Source organism: Cyclobacterium sp., from assembly GCF_014762705.1.
Lineage (GTDB): Bacteria > Bacteroidota > Bacteroidia > Cytophagales > Cyclobacteriaceae > Cyclobacterium.
Genome location: NZ_JABURL010000034.1, coordinates 1 through 21396 on the forward strand (window position 1 = coordinate 1; position 21396 = coordinate 21396).

At 41.6% G+C, this 21396-nt stretch carries 21 protein-coding genes; all 21 read left to right on the plus strand.

Translation table 11 applies throughout. The annotated features are described in order from the left end of the window. Positions 1–503: 503 nt before the first annotated feature. The 21 genes from HUJ21_RS06360 (at position 504) to HUJ21_RS06460 (ending at position 21318) form a co-directional block, all read left to right on the plus strand. Entirely contained in the window at positions 504–1064 is a 561-nt protein-coding gene (locus HUJ21_RS06360; protein ID WP_291368110.1) for a YceI family protein, read from the plus strand. A 13-nt stretch (positions 1065–1077) separates the two neighbouring features. Further along, a complete protein-coding gene (locus HUJ21_RS06365; RefSeq protein WP_291368111.1) occupies positions 1078–2346 on the plus strand; it encodes a hypothetical protein in 1269 nt (422 codons plus the stop codon). 58 nt (positions 2347–2404) lie between these two features. After that, the gene (locus tag HUJ21_RS06370; protein ID WP_291368112.1) at positions 2405–2593 is read left to right on the plus strand and encodes a hypothetical protein; all 189 of its coding nucleotides are present in this window, start codon (positions 2405–2407) and stop codon (positions 2591–2593) included. Between the two features lie 101 nt (positions 2594–2694). Further along, the gene (locus HUJ21_RS06375) at positions 2695–3186 is read left to right on the plus strand and encodes a YceI family protein (protein ID WP_291368113.1); all 492 of its coding nucleotides are present in this window, start codon (positions 2695–2697) and stop codon (positions 3184–3186) included. Positions 3187–3351: 165 nt separating this feature from the next. Next, a complete protein-coding gene (locus HUJ21_RS06380) occupies positions 3352–3771 on the plus strand; it encodes a hypothetical protein (protein WP_291368114.1) in 420 nt (139 codons plus the stop codon). A gap of 105 nt (positions 3772–3876) precedes the next feature. After that, complete coding sequence (locus tag HUJ21_RS06385) at positions 3877–7758, plus strand: efflux RND transporter permease subunit (protein ID WP_291368115.1); 3882 nt, start codon at positions 3877–3879, stop codon at positions 7756–7758. Then, on the plus strand, positions 7755–8987 hold the full coding sequence (locus HUJ21_RS06390; protein WP_291368116.1) for a TolC family protein: 1233 nt from the start codon (positions 7755–7757) through the stop codon (positions 8985–8987). Before HUJ21_RS06385 ends, HUJ21_RS06390 begins: the two co-directional genes overlap by 4 nt. Before the next feature lies 1 nt (position 8988). Then, positions 8989–10782 carry an efflux RND transporter periplasmic adaptor subunit gene (locus HUJ21_RS06395; protein WP_291368117.1) on the plus strand — a complete coding sequence of 598 codons (1794 nt, stop codon included), beginning with the start codon at positions 8989–8991 and terminating at the stop codon, positions 10780–10782. A gap of 49 nt (positions 10783–10831) precedes the next feature. Further along, entirely contained in the window at positions 10832–11479 is a 648-nt protein-coding gene (locus HUJ21_RS06400; RefSeq protein WP_291368118.1) for a DUF3347 domain-containing protein, read from the plus strand. A 90-nt stretch (positions 11480–11569) separates the two neighbouring features. Then, a complete protein-coding gene (locus tag HUJ21_RS06405) occupies positions 11570–11965 on the plus strand; it encodes a hypothetical protein (protein WP_291368119.1) in 396 nt (131 codons plus the stop codon). A gap of 78 nt (positions 11966–12043) precedes the next feature. Then, positions 12044–12613, plus strand: a complete 570-nt coding sequence (locus HUJ21_RS06410; protein ID WP_291368120.1) for an AraC family transcriptional regulator — start codon at positions 12044–12046, stop codon at positions 12611–12613. 422 nt (positions 12614–13035) lie between these two features. Further along, positions 13036–15357, plus strand: a complete 2322-nt coding sequence (locus HUJ21_RS06415) for a multicopper oxidase domain-containing protein (protein ID WP_291368121.1) — start codon at positions 13036–13038, stop codon at positions 15355–15357. 47 nt (positions 15358–15404) lie between these two features. Continuing rightward, on the plus strand, positions 15405–15968 hold the full coding sequence (locus HUJ21_RS06420) for a DUF305 domain-containing protein (protein WP_291368122.1): 564 nt from the start codon (positions 15405–15407) through the stop codon (positions 15966–15968). A 157-nt stretch (positions 15969–16125) separates the two neighbouring features. Then, on the plus strand, positions 16126–16512 hold the full coding sequence (locus tag HUJ21_RS06425) for a DUF302 domain-containing protein (protein WP_291368123.1): 387 nt from the start codon (positions 16126–16128) through the stop codon (positions 16510–16512). Positions 16513–16521: 9 nt separating this feature from the next. Then, a complete protein-coding gene (locus HUJ21_RS06430; protein WP_291368124.1) occupies positions 16522–16986 on the plus strand; it encodes a DUF302 domain-containing protein in 465 nt (154 codons plus the stop codon). Between the two features lie 45 nt (positions 16987–17031). Continuing rightward, on the plus strand, positions 17032–17223 hold the full coding sequence (locus tag HUJ21_RS06435) for a hypothetical protein (protein ID WP_291368125.1): 192 nt from the start codon (positions 17032–17034) through the stop codon (positions 17221–17223). Positions 17224–17288: 65 nt separating this feature from the next. Beyond that, on the plus strand, positions 17289–17882 hold the full coding sequence (locus tag HUJ21_RS06440; protein WP_291368126.1) for a hypothetical protein: 594 nt from the start codon (positions 17289–17291) through the stop codon (positions 17880–17882). 75 nt (positions 17883–17957) lie between these two features. Further along, a complete protein-coding gene (locus tag HUJ21_RS06445; protein WP_291368127.1) occupies positions 17958–18173 on the plus strand; it encodes an SHOCT domain-containing protein in 216 nt (71 codons plus the stop codon). A 3-nt stretch (positions 18174–18176) separates the two neighbouring features. Then, a complete protein-coding gene (locus HUJ21_RS06450; RefSeq protein ID WP_291368128.1) occupies positions 18177–19493 on the plus strand; it encodes an APC family permease in 1317 nt (438 codons plus the stop codon). An 11-nt stretch (positions 19494–19504) separates the two neighbouring features. Further along, positions 19505–19627: a hypothetical protein gene (locus HUJ21_RS06455; RefSeq protein ID WP_262485831.1), complete on the plus strand. Its 123-nt coding sequence runs from the start codon at positions 19505–19507 to the stop codon at positions 19625–19627. A 17-nt stretch (positions 19628–19644) separates the two neighbouring features. Beyond that, a complete protein-coding gene (locus HUJ21_RS06460) occupies positions 19645–21318 on the plus strand; it encodes a multicopper oxidase domain-containing protein (RefSeq protein WP_291368129.1) in 1674 nt (557 codons plus the stop codon). The last annotated feature ends 78 nt before the right edge of the window (positions 21319–21396 follow it).

Genomic DNA, 21396 nt, shown 5'->3' on the forward strand with positions numbered 1-21396 from the left:
TGCCAGGTACTTCACACAGCTTTCCTCATCGGGAAACCGCTCGTGAAACTCGAACCAAGACAAACTCTTAAACCGCTTTTCAATAATTTTCTGCTTACCCTGTCAATATACCTGCATTTTAGTTATTGAAAAAGTGCCCTGTTCAATAACTTTTTATAAAACCATTGAGATGAAATGAATTTACTTGGCTTGAAATGTGAAAAGAACCAATTTAAATTAGGTGATTTAATTATTGCTGTTGCAATTCTGTTGATATCCAGTTTTTACTAAAGCTCCAAGTTGTATTATTAGGAAGAATACAACAGCCTACTTTTCCCATTCCTTTCACGTTTACTATTTTAAATAAACACCGAAAATAAACTTTAAGCTATATACAAACCAGAAACTCATACATAATAGCCATAATACTGTACCGATCTCCTCCGGAGGCCTCAATACATTTGTAAATAATTTAAAGCAAGAGAAATATGCATTTAAAGAGGCGTTTAAAACATAAAATTCAAATGAAGTGTACTTTTTTATTGGCCTTATTTATAGTGGCTTGCGTAGGAACAGTTGCACAGCATTCATTTACACTTTCGACTAATCAGGAGTTAAAAGTTAAAGGTACTTCCACTATTCATGATTGGAAAATGGTATCGGGAAAAGCTAAAGGCAATGCCGAGATTGAATTAAAGGGTAATAAGATTACAGGCATCAATTCAATGGTTATAAATTTGCCTGCTTTTTCCTTAAAAAGTGGAAAAGGAGGCATGGACAACAATGCTTATGAGGCACTCCTGGCAAAGCAATATCCGCAAATATTCTTTGAACTGACAGAGGTAGAAACCATTACGGATCAAATGATCAAGGCAGAAGGCAGAATCACTATTGCAGGAACCACCCGAGTGATTCCACTTCAAGTTAATTACAAGGTTTCGGAGAGGACGATTCTTTTTAGCGGAGGATTTCCCATCACTTTCACACAATATAAAATTGACCCTCCAAAAGCCCTATTAGGCACGATTAAAACCGGGGATGAACTACAAATTTCCTTTGAAACAACTTTTAAGTTAATAAACTAAAATTCAGATAATTATGAAAACGTGCAACAATTGGTATAGAGCCACCATACTTTCACTGGTGCTTCTTACATCAGGTGCAGTGTATGCACAGCAGCCTGCCCTACAGTATTTCCGGCCTAATGATAAAGCCGGGCTTAACGTATTTGAACCTTCCAAGCAAGATACCGTGGAGTTTAATGGAGTTAAAGTACGCATAGGAGGTGATTTTGCCATGCAGTTCCAAAGTATAGATCAAACCAACTCCTTTGACAGCCTGGTAGAATTGGGGACAAATTTCAACCTTCCTACAGCCAATCTCAACATTGATGTCCAGCTATATGATGGATTGAGAATGCATTTGAGAACTTATCTATCATCCAAAAATCACCAGGAGGCATGGGTAAAAGGAGGTTATCTTCAAATTGACAAATTGGACTTTATAAAACCAGGTTTTTTACAAGGTTTTATGGATGTAGCCCGTATAACCATTGGCTTGGACGAGTTCAATTATGGAGATGCCCACTTCAGAAGAAGTGATAATGCACGGGCCATTTTTAACCCATTTGTAGGTAATTATATCATGGATGCTTTTTCTACCGAGGCTTTCGGTGAGCTTACTATTATGAAAAATGGTTTTTTGGGAGTCATTGGAATTACTAATGGTAAATTGAATCAAAATGTAGTAGTCAATGACAACTCTGACAACAAAGCTTCCTTTTTCGGAAAACTGGGTTATGATAATCAGTTGAGTGATGATTTCAGAATGCGTTTGACAGGCTCCTGGTATATTAACAAAGGAAACACTACAGGAACCTGGATCTATGGTGGAGACCGTGCCGGAAGCAGATATTATAGCGTAATGGAGACCTTAGATGGAGATGGAGGGCCTTTTGAAGGGAGGTTCAACCCAAGATTCAGAGAATTAACTGCTATTCAGATCAACTCGTTTATCAAATATAAAGGTTTGGAATTTTTTGGTATATACGAGGTAGCCTCAAACAGTGACGATCAAGGCGGAGGAGCTTTTACACAGTTAGCAGGAGAACTCCTTTATCGTTTCGGAAATACAGAACAGTTTTACCTGGGAGGACGATACAATAGTGTTTCGGGAGAAATGGTAGAAAATGCTCTAACACAAGAAATAAATCGGCTGAATATAGGCGGTGGATGGTATATGACCAAAAACGTAATAGCCAAGCTGGAATATGTAAATCAAAAATATGAAGGTGAAGGCTGGATAGCTACCAAATATAATGGCGGCGAATTTGATGGTATCAACATTGAGGCAGTAATTAGCTTTTAATCAGGTGAATATGTGCTGGATGCTATTTCCGGCACTTTTACGAACACTCATTTAAATTATGGATAAGCTTGAATACTGCAAAGAGATTCTTAAAAAAGTGAGTTTTGATAAAACGCTTTTAGGGAAGGAGTATGAAAAAGCCGTGAAATCTCTTTCTGATGAGAAAGCCGATCTACTAGATCAATGGTATAATGAAAGGTTTGAGAATAATTGCCACAAGTCATCAGGTAACGGAAAGACCGATTAAAGGTAATGGTGTTTAGTCTACTTGTAATAATAATAAACCTTAACCCACTTCTTTCCTGTAGTACCGGAGATTGCCGGGAAACAAGCTGGCAGGTTACAGGAATGAGCCGTTTGGAAATATTGGGTGCAACCAATATCAATGAGTTTCATTGTCTTTCTGTGGGCTATGGAGGCGAAGACATTATGAAAGAGGACTGTTCCCAAGCTTCTGGAAGTTCGTCTCTCAGTGGTGAAATCGTTATGAAATCATCTGGTTTTGATTGCCATAATGCCATGATGACCCGTGATTTTGCCAAAGCCGTCAAAGCAAATGAGTTTCCGGAGATAAGCATCAGGTTTATTGGGTTAAAAGAGAACCCTTCCCGCAAAAACGTACTGTTTGGGAAAGTAGAAATTACGTTGGCAGGAGAGGCTAGAATCTATACGGTTTCTTGTGTAGTTAAAGAGGAAAGCGAGAAGAGTAAACATCTCAAAGGTACCCGAACATTCTATTTCTCTGATTTTGGCTTGCAACCTCCACAAAAATTATTTGGAGCTGTAAAAGTAAAAGATGCAGTTTCAGTAGATTTTCATCTCAAATTGAAAAAATTATAATAAAGATCAGTTGAATGAATGGCTTAAAGGCGGTATTACCTTTGAGAGGAAGGTATGTTGGAGTGAAATTTCATACATTTAAAACAAGATATTGAACAGAATCTGGAATCATTTAGTCTTAATTTTACGTTTCACAAACTGTTAACAAGGACAAAGATCAATTTCTTGAAAAAAATAATCTCCATATCGCTACTATTCATCTTGCTTATCGGTAATTCCGGTCTGGCAGTAGCTACTCATTATTGTGGAGGATTGGCGGTGGAATCACAATTCGTTCTCGGTCATGCCGAATTAAACTGCGGAATGTCCGATATGGACAAGAGTTGTGAAAGCGGTTCATCAAAAGAAAAGCAAATCAAGAAAAAACCTTGTTGTGAAAATGAGTATCAATCTCTTGAGCTGGAAGATGAATTTAAATCTCAGGTTATTGGTAGTTCTTTTAATTTAAAGTTTGGAGCCGCTTTTGTCATAACCTTTACAAGCAGTTCAAATACTTCTAAAGCTGATAAAGCAAAGTATAAATATTACTCCCCTCCGCTGATCGAACGTGACATAACTGTGCTCGTTCAGTCCTTCCTTATTTAAACATTTCATTCAAATTTTTTGCGGAAGCTTATTCTTGCTACGCCATATTTGCACGCTTTGCCGTGCGCTTTTCTCAAAACAGTTTCAAAGAAAATTGAATGAAAAATGCTCAATTCTATTATTAAATATTTTCTTGAGAATAAGTTAGTTACTGTTCTCATACTTATTGGCTTTATTGGCTGGGGCATTGTTACTGCCCCCTTTGGATGGCAGGTAGGTGCTTTACCTTCTGACCCTGTTCCGGTAGATGCCATTCCGGATATTGGCGAAAACCAGCAGATCGTCTTTACTCAATGGCAAGGCCGATCCCCACAAGATATAGAAGACCAAATTTCGTATCCGTTGACTACCTATCTATTAGGAATCCCAGGCGTAAAATCCATCCGAAGCACTTCGATTTTCGGATTTTCCAGCATTTTCATCATTTTTTCTGAGGATATTGAATTTTACTGGTCACGTTCCCGCATCATTGAAAAGCTCAATGCCTTGCCCCGGGATTTGTTACCCGAAGGGGTACAGCCAGCCCTTGGCCCTGATGCTACAGCCCTTGGCCAGGTGTACTGGTACACCATTGAAGGTCGGGACAAAAACGGCAACCCTACAGGCGGTTGGGATTTGCACGAAATACGCACCGTCCAGGACTTCTATGTGAAATATGGCCTGAATGCCACAGAAGGTGTGTCAGAAGTGGCCTCTATTGGAGGGTATATACAAGAGTATCAGATTGACGTAAATCCCGATGCACTGAAAGCTTACAATATCCCGCTGCATAAAGTGATGCAGGCCGTATTAAAATCCAACCGGGATGTAGGTGCCAAAACCATCGAAATCAATCAGGCAGAGTACCTCGTCCGGGGATTGGGTTACGTCAAAAAAGTGGAAGACATTGAAATAGCGGTGGTGGCGGTGCAGGATAATGTACCCATCCGTATCAAGGACATTGGTGTGGTTACGTTGGGTCCTGCTACCCGAAGGGGATTACTGGACAAAGGAGGGGCCGAGGTAGTAGGTGGTGTCGTTGTGGCCCGATTTGGGGCCAATCCTTTGCAGGTCATCAATAATGTAAAGGCTAAAATCAGTGAAATCGCTCCGGGGCTACCCAAAAAGACCCTGGCCAATGGCGTGGAAAGTCAGCTAACCATTGTCCCCTTCTACGACCGCTCCGAACTTATTTACGAAACCCTGGGTACACTGGAGGAAGCCATTTCGTTGCAAATTTTGATTTCTATTTTGGTAGTGATAGTGATGGTGTATAACCTGCGGGCCTCCTTCCTTATTTCCAGTCTTTTGCCGATTGCTGTACTAATGGTCTTTATCACCATGCGCTACTTTGGGGTAGATGCCAACATTGTAGCCTTATCCGGTATTGCCATTGCCATCGGTACGATGGTAGATTTGGGCATCATCCTTTCAGAAAACATCATCAAGCATATTGATGAGGCACCCCCTGGCCAAAAATTAATCGATACCATTTACAGCGGTGCTTCAGAAGTCAGTTCCGCTATTCTTACCGCAGTATCTACTACCATAGTGAGTTTTATTCCGGTTTTTACCATGCAGGCTGCTGAGGGGAAACTCTTTGGACCTCTCGCTTTCACCAAAACGTTTGCCCTTGTAGCGGCACTTATTGTTTCATTATTTATTTTACCTATGTTGGCGCATTTTTTTTTCGGGGCAAGGATCAAAAGTAAAAAGATTCAGAAATGGCTGAATATCGCACTGCTGCCTATAGGCGTTGCCTGCCTTTTTCTTGGACAGGTATGGGCAGGAATGATGCTGTTGGCTTTTGGCATTGCCGGAACTTTGAAGTTATTCAGAAGGGAACCGCCCAAAGATGTTGAAACTATTGAACCCTCAGCAAATCAGCGCATCAAATCATCAGCAATTCAAACGATCAGCAAATCAGCTAATTGGTTTTTAAATCATGCCGAGATATTTATAGTCGTCATCGGCGTGGTATGGCTGCTGGCCAAATACTGGTTGCCACTGGGAGCAAGCAAAAGTCTCTTGCTCAATGTAGTTTTTGTCACCATGCTGGTGGGTATTATCCTGGGGGCATTCTCCCTTTTAGAGCATTTCTATAAACCCATACTCAAGTGGTGCCTGGAACATAAGGGCACTTTCCTTGCTATCCCTTCTTTTCTCATCCTGCTAGGGGCAATCACCTGGATAGGATTCAATTCCGTCTTTGGTATTGTGGCAAAGGGGTTTGATATAGTGAACTGGGATATACGTACCACGGAAGTATGGTCTGGCTTGGCGGAAACTTTCCCCGGTGTGGGTAAAGAATTTATGCCTTCCCTTAATGAAGGCAGCTTCCTGCTGATGCCTACATCCATGCCGCATTCGGGACTTGAATACAACCGCAAGGTGCTTGGGCAATTGGACATGCTTTTGACCAATATACCGGAAGTAGATTTAGCTGTTGGCAAACTGGGGCGGGTAGAATCTGCACTTGACCCGGCACCTATCTCCATGTATGAAAATATCATCAACTACAAGCCGGAATATATGCTCAATAAAAAAGGACGCAGGGTACGGTTTGAAGTGGACAGAAATGACGGTTTCATTCTCACGAGCGGTGATACACTGTCCAATGAAGAAGCCTTAACCCGGGGAGTAACTTATCAAGACCTGATACCAGATGACAATGGTAATTATTTTCGTAACTGGCGTACCCATATCAAATCACCGGATGACATTTGGGATGAAATAGTACAGGTGACTAAAATCCCCGGGGTCACTTCAGCCCCCAAGCTGCAACCGATAGAAACACGGCTGGTCATGCTCCAAACGGGCATGCGGGCTCCTATGGGAATTAAAGTCTATGGTCCTGATCTAAAAACCATTGAACAATTCGGGCTTGAGCTGGAAGAAATACTAAAAGGGGTACCTTCGGTAAAAGCAGAAGCGGTATTTGCCGACCGGATTGTTGGCAAGCCTTACTTGCACCTCAATATCAACCGGGAGGAGATCTCCAGATATGGATTGAATGTAGAAGACGTTCAGCAAACCATAGAAACAGCCATTGGTGGCATGAAGATCACCTCAACAGTGGAAGGCAGGGAACGTTTTCCGGTAAGGGTACGCTATCCACGTGAACTGCGGGACGATCCCGAATCGTTGGGCAAAATCCTGATGCCTACCCCGACAGGGGCACAAATACCCATTTCGCAGGTTGTTGATTTTGAATACGTTCGTGGGCCCCAGGCTATTAAAAGCGAGGAGACCTTTTTGGTGGGTTATGTCCTGTTTGATAAAAGGGATGGTTTCTCCGAGGTAGGTGTGGTCAATGCTGCCCAAAAAACCATTCAGGATAAAATAGACGCTGGAGAATTGAGTGTTCCGGCCGGGATCAGTTACAAATTCTCAGGGAGCTACGAAAACCAGGTAAGAGCAGAGAAACGTCTTACAATCATCGTTCCTTTGGTATTAGGCGTCATTTTCCTTATCCTTTATTTTCAATTTAAATCCGTATTTACCTCGCTGATGATCTTTTCGGGAATCCTGTTGGCATTTTCCGGTGGGTTTGTCATGCTATGGCTCTATGGACAAGGCTGGTTTGCCGATTTCTCCATCTTCGGTACCAACATGAGGGATCTGTTCCAAATTCATACCATCAATTTGAGTGTGGCCGTTTGGGTTGGTTTTATCGCCCTTTTTGGGATTGCCACAGATAATGGGGTGTTGATTGCCACTTATCTGGATCAAAGCTTTGCACGTAACCAACCACAAAAGTTGAAGGAAATCCGAGAAGCAGTAGTTGAAGCAGGCGTACGAAGAATACGGCCTGCTCTTATGACAGCAGGCACCACAATGATTGCACTTTTACCAGTCCTGACCTCAACAGGGCGGGGCTCTGATATTATGATCCCCATGGCCATCCCATCTTTTGGAGGGATGGCGATATCACTAATTACTGTTTTTCTGGTGCCCGTATTTTACAGCATGAGGGAAGAAAGAAAATTAAACAAGACACAATCATGAAATTCATTATAAATATCATACTACTTGTTTTTCTCGGAACCAGCGTGAGTCAAGCTCAGACCCTGAATGACTATTTCAAAATAGCAGCCCAAAACAATCCGGGATTGCAATCGAAATACAAAGAGTTTGAAGCAGCATTGCAAAAAGTTGATCAGGTCAGTACCCTGCCCGACCCAAACATTTCTTTCGGATATTTTATATCTCCGGTAGAAACCAGGGTGGGTCCGCAAAGGGCACGGTTTTCCCTGACTCAGATGTTCCCCTGGTTTGGAACATTACGGGCGCAGGGAGATGCTGCAGCTTTAATGGCGGAAGCGAAGTACCAGTCTTTTCTGGACGCCCGCAACAAACTGTATTATCAGGTTGCGGTAGCTTACTATCCCTTGTACGAACTAAACCAGTGGAGGTATATTGAACAGAAAAATATCGACATCCTGCAATCCTACAAAACCATTTCCAATTCCAAGTTTAAAAATGGAACCGGTACAATGGTAGATGTACTCCGGGTAGATATCATGCTTAAAGATGCCACAACTAATCTTAACATCCTGGATAAGAAAGAAAAACCACTAATCACCACTTTTAATAAGCTGCTGGACAGAGATGAAAATGAAAGGGTGTTAGTAGGCGATTCCTTATTGGCAGAATCTTTAGCCGATAATTTCCCAAAGGACTCATTGCTGACCAATAACCCAGTGTTGAATGCACTGGATTTTAGAATTAAGGCGAGTGAGGCACAAGAACAAGCTGCCATAAAGCAGGGGCTCCCAAAACTGGGTGTTGGTCTGGACTATGTGATGGTAGGCGAACGAACAGATATGGAATTACCTGACAATGGAAAGGACGTATTGATGCCGATGGTATCGGTCAGCATTCCTATTTTCAGAAAAAAGTACCGAGGCTCTGTAAAGGAAGCGCAGTTGATGCAGGAAAGCTATTCCCTGCAAAAGGATGAATACGCCAATTCACTTACTTCCGGGTATGAAATGGCCTGGTTTGAAATACAGCAACAACAAGAGTTGCTTCAGCTATACGACCAGCAGGTACAGGAATCCGAACAAGCACTAAACTTATTGTTTACGGCCTACGGTAATTCAGGGAAAGAATTTGAAGAAGTCCTACGTATGCAACAGCAGCTACTAAAATATGAAAAGTTGAAGGCAACGGCTGAAACACAATATCAAATAGCCATCGCCAAGCTCAATTACTTAACTGCAAAAACTTATTGAAATGAAAGAGAATAAGAAAATAATAATCATAGCCCTGTCAACTCTGGCAATCGGTTTATTGTTGGGTTGGTTGATTTTTGGTGGTTCGTCCGAGGGCAAAACAGAAGAAGAGCACCAGCACACCACTGAAATTGCGGGTGACACTGTCTGGACCTGCTCCATGCACCCTCAGATCCGTCAAGGTGAACCGGGCGATTGTCCTATTTGCGGAATGGATTTAATTCCACTGGATAATGAGCAAGATGAACAACTTGACCCTATGGCGATATCCATGTCCCCAACGGCCATGCAACTGGCTGATATAAGGACTGCCATTGTGGGAACTATGGATCCGATAAAAGAGGTAAGGCTGAATGGAAAGGTGCAGGAAGATGAACGCCTGGTTTTTTCTCAATCTTCCCATATACCGGGTAGGATAGAAAGGCTCATGGTCAATTTCACCGGTGAGTTTGTAAAGAAAGGACAGACCATTGCTTTTATATATTCCCCGGATCTGGTTACGGCACAGGAGGAATTATTTGAAGCGCAAAAAATCAAAGATACACAGCCTCAGTTATTCAATTCCGCCAAAGAGAAGCTCAAAAACTGGAAACTTACTGACAGCCAGGTAGAGCAGATTCTTAATAGTGGGGCTCCTAAAGGGGAATTTGCAGTTCAAGCTGATGTTTCAGGCTATGTAACAGAGAAAATGGTAAATCTGGGTGATTACATACGTAGGGGAGAAGCCATTTATGAGATTGCCGATCTTTCAAAGGTATGGGTGTTGTTGGATGTCTATGAATCGGATATGCCCTGGATCAAAAAAGGCGATAAGGTAAACTTTACGGTAGCTTCCCTGCCGGGAGAGACTTTTGAGGGCACCATAACTTTTCTGGACCCTGTGATTGATCCTAAAACCAGGGTGGCCAAAGCAAGGATTGAAGTATCCAACAAAGGGCTAAACTTAAAACCTGAGATGTTTGCTTCCGGGACAGTTAAGGCGTCACTCCCTAAAAAGTCAAATAACGTGGTAGTTCGGAAAACTGCTGTTATGTGGACAGGCAAGCGCTCGGTAGTCTTTGTAAAAAATACTTCAGGCAAAGGAGTAAGTTTCATAATGCGTGATGTGACATTAGGTGCTGCACTTGGGGAAAGCTTCATCGTAGAAAATGGTTTACAGGAAGGGGATGAAATAGCGGTGAATGGCACATTCAGCATAGATGCGGCTGCACAACTGGCTGGTAAGCCCAGCATGATGCGGCCTGAAGGAGGTGTTGCCATGACTGGACACAGCAACCATGGAGGAGGAATGGAGATGCCGGCCTCTTCTGGAGAGGGTAAGAAAACTGAGCCCAAGCATGTGGCAATCGGCCAGCAAGCGAAAGAAGCACTGCAACCACTTTATACCGAATACCTCAGATTAAAAGATGCCTTAACGGCTGATGAATTTGATCAGGCTCAAAAAGCCGCTGCGAATCTTAAGGCAACATTGGATAAGGTGAATATGGCTGCTTTTACCGGTGAATCTCATAATTCATGGATGAGCTATAGCAGCGATCTCAAAAATTCACTGCAACATGTTCAGCATCTTAAAACGATAGCCGAACTACGCACTACATTTCAGCGCGTATCTGAAGGTATGATTGCCATGACCAAAGCCTTTAAGCCCATGGGTCGGACACTGTACGTCCAGTTTTGCCCAATGGCAGATGATAATAAGGGAGCGAATTGGTTGAGTAGCGAAGAGGAAATCCGCAATCCCTACTTCGGGGAATCTATGCTCACTTGTGGAGAAGTAACATCAACAATCAAATGAAAGAATGCTGTAAAACAGGGGATGAAAAAGCGCCTTCAAAATTAAAAATATGGGCTGGACGAATCGTCTGGGGTATAGTAATTCTTCTGGTGATTTGGGTAGCCATCATACAAATTTTGAATCTTTAATATTAATGGTTAACCCGGCCTGTCGGTTGACAGGCTATCAAATTAAAACAAAAATGAAAAACACAATTCTAATTGTTTCAATGGTTTTAGTAAGCTTTGGAGCATTTGCGCAACACGATCACGGTAGTCATGATGACAAAAAGGGAATGGGCCAAAAAATGGAACCTATGTTCAAAGACAAAGATTTGGGCATTGCTTACGGTCATTATATCCATCTGAAAGAAGCCCTGGTTGCTTCACAGACAAACGAGGGCAGAAAGGCTGCAACCAAACTGGAAACGTCTTTAGGCTCGGTAGATTACGGGCAGGAAGCTAAGACGGAGGCGGCAAATGTGGTTTCAGCTACTACTTTAGATGGCCAGCGCAAAGCTTTTGCTTCATTGAGTAATGAAATGTCCACTTTAGTGAAAGGTGGTGAACTTTCTATGGGTGAAGTGTACCTGGAGTATTGCCCAATGGCAAATAACAATGCCGGAGCCTATTGGCTATCCAATCAAAAGGAAATCAAAAACCCATACTTCGGTGACAAAATGCTGAAGTGCGGAAGTGTAAAAGAAACAATCAATTAAAACTCAAATCCTGTGGGAAAGTTTGCAGTCACTTCATCAAATCAGATGATGATCACTGTATTCCCACAGGTACTATAAACCTTATCAATTATGGACAGACAATCAATAATTATCCTTTCAATATTTGGGGCAGTAGTTATTGGAGGCCTCTATTGGGCATTTTCGGATACATTCAGTCAAATACCGGTTGATATCAGTGAAGAGGAACAAATCCCTAACGAATTGGTGTGTATGGTCAATGATGCATTCATGGGAATAGAGCAAATACCAGTTGAAGCGGATGGCAAAACCTACTATGGTTGCTGCCAGATGTGTGTAAGCAAAATTAGCGAGAATACCGACAATGTGCGGTATGCTACAGACCCATTTTCAGGTGAGAAAGTAAATAAAGCGGATGCATTTATCGTTTTCAAACCCGGTCAGAAGACAGCGGTACTGTATTTTGCTTCCGAGGGAAACTACAATGCCTATTTTGATAAGCAATAATTATGTGTTTTACATTTCTTCGCCTACCGTGCGAAGAATTAAAAAATTTCCCAGTAATAAACCTAAAGTCTCAGCAAAATGACCACTACGCTGCATATAAAAAATATGGTTTGTCCCAGGTGTATACTGGTTGTTGAAAATGAACTCAAAGCGCTGGGTGTGGATATAAAGGATGTGAAACTAGGCTATGCCCAGGTTGTTTTACCCCAAGGGATCACCCTTCCTATAGTAGATGATAAACTGAAAGAATTTGGTTTTGAATTGATATTTGAAGCAGACAGTATACTGGCTGAAGAAGTAAAAGCGGCAGTGTTGGCGTATTTGAAACATATAGAACAAGAAGGGAAAGAAGCCAAAAAACTTTCGGATTTCATTTCTGTAAAAATAGGTAAGAATTACAATTACATAAGTAAAATCTTTTCTAAACAAACAGGCCATACACTGGAAAAATACTGCATACTCGTGCGTGTTGAAAAGGTGAAGGAATTGCTCGATTATGATCAGCTTAATGTGAGTGAAATAGCACTACAGTTAGGCTACAGTAGTGTACACTATTTATCAAATCAATTCAGGCGAATTACCGGACTGACTATATCCGATTATAAAAAAAGAATGCGGATAGATAGAGGGTTTCTCGATGATCTATGACAGAATTTTATATAAAAAAGAAAACATTTTATACATCTTCAGTAGACTCTGGGTTTAATTAATCCTATAACTAATTGAAAAACAGTGTCTTATATCTATAAATGAAATTTTTAATTTTACTTCTCGTACCACTTGGCGTGTAAATACGGATACACTTTTTGCACGCTTCCCAAGTTTTAAATAATTGTAAAAATCTGTTAATCAATTGATTAAGTTGGTTGTCCAATTACTGGCACGATATTTTAAGCTAACTTACTCGTTTGGAGCCATAAACTTAAATCTTCCTTAATAATCCTAGAAAGATAAAATATCATACATCTAAAGTGAAGTATCATAACTAAAAGATGGTTGAGTTTGGTAGATTGATCGTCAAACTATGGTAGACAAAAAGCAGCAACCAATAGGATTAAACCATAATAATTATGCAAATAAATATACTTACTATCACACTCATACTTTTACTTGGAAACTTCCCAGCGCTGGCGCAAAAGGATACCACGGTCTACAATTTTACTATAAGACAAGAGATGGTTAACAAAGCAAGTAAAGAAGTTATGGGTATGACTATAAATGGAGGCATTCCAGGACCCACAATCAGGTTTAAGGAAGGAGACTATGCTGTAATTTATGTAAAAAATGAAATGGAGGAAGAAACCTCTGTTCACTGGCATGGTTTATTACTACCTAATTTTTATGATGGAGTACCTTACTTAACTACACCGCCTATACACCCTGGAGAAATTCAGAAATATGAATTTCCTTTGATACAATCAGGTACTTACTGGTATCACTCGCACACCATGCTGCAAGAGCAAAGCGGAGTGTACGGTTCCATTGTCATTGAGCCTAAAGAAGGTGAAACTTTAGAATATGATAAAGAACTTGTGATGGTGCTTTCTGACTGGACCAATCAAAAGCCGATGAATGTCCTGAGAAACCTCAAGCGTGGTAATGAGTGGTACAACATTAAAAAAGGAACGGCAACACCACTCAATCGGGTCATAGCACGGGGAGCCTTCGGGGCTCAGTTAAATTTCTGGAGACAGAGAATGGAAAGTGCTGACATTGCCGACATCTATTACCCCGCCTTTCTTAACAATGGAGAGGAAGTGCAGGAATACCCACAGTTTGAGCCGGGAGATAAAGTACGATTGCGCATCATTAATGGTGCGGCTTCCTCGCAATTCTGGATGACGTTTGGAGGGGAAGACCCGCTTTTAGTAGCTGCCGATGGATTGAATGTAGTACCGGTAAGGCATAATAAAACATTCATCGGTATAGCAGAAACATATGATTTTATCGTCACTATTCCCCAAACAGGAAAAATCGAATTCAAGGCTACTGCTCAGGATGGATCCGGATATACTTCAGCTTTCTTAGGAAAGGGTGAGGTTATTGGAGCACCTGAGGTTCAAAGACCAGACAAAATTGGTATGATGAAACAAATGGCACAGATGGACATGCGTATGGGTGCTCCCGCTATGAAATTTAATCCTGCTGAAGAGGAACCTCATGAATTAATGAAAAACTGGGGAATGCAGATGGATGATGAAATGAATATGGAGGGAATGGAGCATATGGACATGAACCGTGATATGAAGAAAGGTGAAGAGAAAATGGGTTCTCATATGGAAGGAATGGAACATTCCCAAATGGGACATGAAAATGGCATGAACATGGACAAAGCTTCACCCGAAGATCAAATGGAGGGTATGAATATGTTCCCCGAATATAATTACGATTATTTAAAAGCCCCTTCTAGTACCGTCATAGATGAGGACAAACCCATAAGAGACGTATTGCTCAACCTGACAGGTAACATGTGGCGGTACATTTGGAGTATGAACGGTGTCCCTCTGTCCGAGGCGGACATGATCAAGATTTCCAAAGGGGAAAAAGTACGAATCACTTTCAATAACCTGACGATGATGCATCACCCTATGCACTTTCATGGTCATTTTTTTAGGGTTATCAACAAGCATGGTGAATACTCGCCCTTAAAACACACTGTAAATGTGCCTCCCATGCAGAAAACGGTAATTGAATTTGACGCTATTGAAGATAGTGATTGGTTTTTGCATTGCCATGTGCTTTATCACATGATTGGTGGTATGGCCAGGGCAGTGAGCTACGATACGGAGCGTGATCCGCGTTTGGCAAAATATCCGGCCAAAATTTTATTTAAGGAAGGCAACCGCTTTTATAACTGGGGGATGGCTGATATCGCTTCGCATATGACTGAGCTGAACTTCGTATCCTCCAATATCAGAAACCAATTCAACCTGAATGCCGAGGTTGGTTACAATGAAAACATGGAGGCCGAAGTTACCTATGAACGATATTTATATGATTACTTCCGGGTATTTGCCGGGGTGAACCTGGAAAATGAAATAGAGAACAGCCTGGATGAAATTTCAGCAACTGCTATTGCGGGTATTCGGTTCTTTACACCTTATATGTTCAACTTGGATGTAAGGATGGATAATAAATTACGGCCTGAAATCAGGATAAGTCGGGAGATCATGATCTTCCCACGAACCGCCATTTTTGGAAACTACGAGTATCAGGCCGATTTCGGCTGGGTAAATACTTTAACGAAAGAAGGTACCAGTGAGCCGATTAGCTACAAAGGAGAAACAACATGGTCTGCAGGCGTAGAATATTTTCTGTCTAGAAATTTCTCACTAATGGCCAGCTATGACAATCGCTTTGGTGCCGGAGGAGGGCTGTCCGTAAGATTTTGACCAACCTATAAAATTTTAAAACAATTAAATTATAAAAACTTAAAAAGATGCAAAACGAACAAAAACACGGCAACAATTACGCTAAATTTTTTGCAATGATTGCAACCGCTATGGTAGCAATGTTTTTTTTAATGTACACCCATTCTTACCAGATTATTGATCATTTCTGGTTTAGCGAAACAAGGTTCTTCATGACCCTGATCATGGCCGGTTCCATGATCATAATAATGCTCCTGTTTATGCTGAATATGTATAAAAAGCGAGGGGCAAACATAGCAATCGTCGGCTTGGGTATTGTATTGATTGCCGGTGGTATAGGATTGGTGAGAAGTCAGGTCACCGTCACGGGTGTTGACTACATGGAAGGCATGATTCCACATCATTCAATTGCAATTTTGACAAGTGAGCGCGCTCAAATAAAGGATGTACGGGTAAGGAAACTCGCTAACGAAATTATTAAAGCCCAACGCAGGGAAATTATGGAAATGCAATGGTTGATCAACGACATCAGAGAAAATGGTGTGGTGGAGACAGAAGAGGAAAAGAAAAACAGACCCTTACCCGAGTTTAAAGGGTTGCTTGAAGAGGAAACACGAAATCTGAATGAGTAGCGGGCTGACCTAAGCTTGGAAGGTAATAATTGATCGTCTCAAACTGATAGGGACCATTCGCTAAGAGTTAGCTGTATAGATGTGTAACAATTGTTACATCATTTTACAGTTTAAATCACTATAATCTCATAAGACGAAAAGTAAAAAATATAAATAGATGAAATTCTACCACGAAAAAACATTAAAAGACGTAAGCTTCGAAGAAGCGATCCAAAAAGTAACGGACGCCCTGAAGGAAGAAGGGTTCGGTATCCTTACTGAAATTGATGTAAAAGAAACCCTGAAGAAAAAGCTGGATGAAGACTTTCGGCCCTACAAGATTCTGGGTGCATGCAATCCGCCTCTCGCTCATAAAGCATTATTAGCTGAAGATAAAATTGGAGCGATGCTGCCCTGCAATGTAATTGTACAGCAAGTTAATAATGGCGTTGAGGTCGCGGCAGTGGACCCGGTAGCTTCCATGCAGGCGGTAGAAAACGAAGGCCTGTCTGAAATAGCCCAAGAAATTCAATCTAAATTGAAATCAGTAATTGAAAACCTATAACTCTCCGTCATGAGCGATAAAAATAAAATAGCTGAGGAAAATTATAAGGAAAGCATGCATACGCCCTACGCTTTAAGCAGAAGGTACGGCTCGCTAACCTTTGAAGTTGCCGTGCAAAATGTAAGAGATGCATTGAATCAGATGGAGCTTAAGGTTGTCAATCACTTTAATCTTCATGATCATATTCAGGAAAATCTAGGAAAAGAAATAAATCGATACACAATATTGGGTGCTTGCAATGCCGAACTCGCCTTGGAAGCATTATCTACCGAAAATAAGGCTGGAATAATGCTACCGTGCAATGTTATTGTTCAGGAAATGGACCCTGAAGGAATTATAGAGGTGTCAGTGGTAGATCCAACCGTGACTTTTTCATTGGCTAAAAATGAAAAGCTTACCACGATGGGTACCAAGGCCGAGGAAAGGCTGCATCAAATATTAGATCACATAGAAAAATCAAATGTCAAATTATGAAAAAGCCAAACATAATAATCATCAATTTTTTTTACTCTTTTAATAATGGTAGCTCTTAGCAGATCCTGTAGAAATCATAGTCAAAATGCGGATCAGAATCATGGCGACATGATGAATGATGAACAAACTGAAACGGTGGAAGCTGATAATGATCACATGCATGAGGATGGGCAGTCTGACGAACACATGATGAGCGATACCACTTCGATGGACATGAACGAAGAAATGGGACAATAGTACAGGCTCAGGTACAATCCATCCCAGATTAAAAATAAATTATAGACCATTAAACAATAAAAATTATGAATACTAAAATATTAGCAATAGCTACCCTGCTCTTATTTTCATTAAGCTCCGCTTTGCAGGCGCAAAACGTAGAGAAAATGATGAAAAAGGAAAGCAAGCAGGAAGAAGTCTTTGCTATGATCATGAATGATAGTGAGATGATGAACAAATTCATGCAACAACTCTCAAGCAACCCTGAAACGATGAAGGCAATGCATCAGCAAATGATGCAAAATCCGGAGCACCGAAAGATGATGATGAAAGATATGATGGGCAATAAGGAGGACAAGCAGATGATGATGCAACAGATGATGGCTGACATAGAAAAGAAGCAGATGATGATGGAAAAAATGATGGGTGACAAGGAGGCCAAAAAGCAAATGATGAAGCAGATGATGGAGGACGAGTCCATGAAAAAGATGATGATGAAGGAAATGATGGAAAAACATCACGAGCAGATGATGGAGAAAATGACGGATAACCCTGACATGATGAAGAAGATGATGCAAAAGATGCATGACAAAGGCATGATGGACAAGAACTCCATGATGAAGGGACACGAAATGATGGATAAAAAGAAAAAAGGAAAGGGCAGTCAGGATCAGAACTAATAGCTCTTCTTTTTCAATATTCAAGCCTGTCAGGAATTTAAGATTTGACAGGCTTAAAATTTAAACACTAACATTATGATGTACGGATGGGTCATCGGGATAATACTCGTGGTAGTTTTAATTGTGGCACTGGGCAAAGGCGGCATATTTCAAAGGAATACTGGCGCTACTGATGACGGTAACACTAATAATAATTCAGCGATGGAGACGCTAAAAAACCGCTATGCCAAAGGAGAAATTGACAAAGCGGAGTTTGAAGAAAGAAAAACAGAACTGGAAAAGACCAAATAGACAGTGGATAAATATAAGAAGAACAGCCTATCACTTACAGGAGCTATCTCTTTAGGAACCGGGGTGATGATTGGTGCAGCTATTTTTGCCTTGCTGGGACAGGTGGCTGAATTATCCGGATCCTTGTTTCCGATAGCCTTTCTGGTCGGAGCAATAATAGCCGGGTTTAGTGCATATGCCTACATAAAAATGTCAAATGCATATCCATCTGCCGGCGGTATTGCCATGTACTTAAATAAGGCTTATGGAAAAGGTGTTATCACAGCTGTAGCCGCGCTATTGATGGCTTTCGCGATGGTGATTAACCAGAGTTTGGTAGCGCGGACTTTCGGATCTTATACCATGCAATTATTTGATGGAAATCAGAACGATTTCTGGATTCCCCTACTGGGGGTATTTTTATTGGTCATCACTTTTTTGATCAACATTGCGGGCAATAAGGTCATCGACAGAGTTTCTTTCTTCATGGCAATTATCAAGGTTGGCGGTATAGCCATTTTTGCCATTGGAGGTCTTTGGGCAGCTGGTTTTTCATTTGGAGAAGCTATCCCTTCAGAAATTTCAGGCGACTATTCCGTAGGAAGTTACTTAGGCGCCCTCGCGCTTTCTATCCTGGCTTATGCAGGATTTACTACCATCACCAATAGCGGTGAAGAAATTGTAAAGCCCCACAAGAACGTAGGAAGAGCGATATGGATATCACTTCTTATCTGCACCCTTGTTTATTTGCTGGTCGCATTTGCGGTATCAGTCAATCTTTCTGTTCCAAAGATTATAGAAGCAAAAGATTACTCCCTGGCTGAAGCGGCCAGGCCTGCTTTCGGAAAATATGGCCTATGGTTCACCGTTGGAATAGCAATCATTGCTACCGTATCCAGTGTTTTGGCCAATGTGTTTGCTATCTCGAGGATGACCGCTATGCTTACCGAAATGAAATTGATACCCCATAAACACTTCGGAATGCCTGGTAATCTGCAACAGCATATGTTGACTTATACCATAGTCATCGCCATCACCTTAACCATATTTTTTGATCTCAGCAGGATTGCATCTTTAGGAGCAATCTTTTATCTGATCATGGATATCATTATACAATGGGGTGTTTTTAAACATTTACGAAAAGAAATCAAGGCAAACGGAGAAATACTTTTGACCACTATTGTGCTTGACATAGTTGTTTTGGCCGCCTTTATATGGATGAAAGCACAGAGTGATATGCTACTTATTATTGTATCGGTAGTTTTATTACTACTGATTTTCGTAGGCGAAAAGTGGTTTTTGAAAATGAGGAAAGACAATGCTGAATTAAGTAAAAACTAAAGCAGAAAACTATGATGGATCACGGAACAAATTTTGGTATGCACGGTGGGGGCTGGATGTGGCTCTTTTGGGGGCTGTTGCTGGTAGTGCTGGTGCTATTGATTGTCTGGTTGGTAAAGCAGATACGGAAATAATCTACACCTAAAGAGATATGAAAGAACCTTTCGGAATAAACAGAAGAAAATTTTTGGCAAAGGCTGGAGCAGGCGCTACAGTTACCATGATATGGCCATTCTTTCCTTCTTGTGATACTAAAACTTCTACTACAGCAAAGCCTGAGCTCAGTAAGGATTTTCAGCCCGATATAGATGTAGAATTGAAAGCGGTGCAACGTGACTTATCCGTTTTACCAGGCCCAAAAACAAAGGTGTGGGTGTATGAAGCGAAATTAATTAAAGGCAACAAAGAGGCGCTTCAACCCTTGGAGGGGAGCTATCTGGGGCCAATAATCAAAGTACGTAAAGGACAGAAAGTCCGTATTCGCTTCCAAAATGACTTGCCGGAAGAGAGTATTGTTCACTGGCATGGCATGCATGTTCCAGAACGGTACGATGGCCACCCGCAAGACGTAATTAATAGTGGGGAAACATACATCTACGAATATAAAGTAATGAACCGGGCCGGCACCTATTGGTTTCATCCCCATCCACATGGGCGCACTGGCCCACAAGTGTATAATGGACTCGCAGGACTGTTACTGGTCACCGATGACGAAGAACAACTACTCAATTTACCGCAAGGAGCGTTTGACCTGCCGGTCGTGATCCAGGATCGCACTTTTGATGAATACAATCAACTGGTTTATTTGAACAATGGTCAGATGGACCGCATGGCCGGTTTTTTGGGAAATCGGATATTGATCAATGGCAGTCCTGAACAAACGCTAAGTCTGAAAGCGGGCTGTAAATACAGGTTGAGGTTACTGAACGGTTCCAACTCAAGGATCTATAAACTGGCTTGGGGAGATGGTAACCCTGTGATAGTTTTTGGCATTGATGGGAGCTTGTTAAGTACCCCCAAAGAATTACCTTATCTCATGCTCGGCCCGGCAAAAAGAGCTGACGTTTGGCTGGATCTAACCAACAAGCCCGAAGGCACTGAATTGACTATGAAAAACGCATCTTTCCCACTGGAGGTGATGTCTGGTGGCATGATGGGCGATGGAGGTATGATGGAAGGTGCTGAAAGTGACCTGCCACAGGGTAGCGAATATCCTGTGTTTACCGTACTTGCCAGCGGTTCAGGGAGTAATGCTTATACCTTGCCACGGCAATTAGCCAATCCGGATTATATTGATCCCTCAACTGCTGTAAATCTAAACGCCCCGCGGCAATTTACTTTCGCTATGGGCCACATGGAGTGGACGATCAACGGGCGAACCTGGGAAACCACGGAAGTAGCCGATGAAGAAATTGTAAAGCTCGGAAGCACCGAAGTTTGGAAACTGATCAATGGCGGAGGTATGATGAGTGATGATGATGGTGGAGGCATGATGGATGGTCACGGTATGATGGGCGATGAAAATGGTATGATGAACAACCAGGGAATGATGGGCAATAGGATGCAGATGCCTCACCCGATCCATATCCACCAGGTGCAGTTCAATATTTTAGAAAGAGATGTCGCTAATGTGGATCCCCAATTATGGGATGCCATAAAAGATGGGTTTGTAGATGAAGGCTGGCACGATACCGTTTTGTTGATGCCTGGGATGAGTGCCAAAGTTATCATGCAGTTCAAAAATTTTAAAGGCTTGTTTGTATACCACTGCCACAATCTGGAGCATGAGGATATGGGCATGATGCGGAATTTTAAAATCGTGTAAACAATGGACCTTAGCTTTGGTATTTTCGTTGTGCCGGTTATTACCTTAACGTTGATTATTACGTTATATATCCATTTT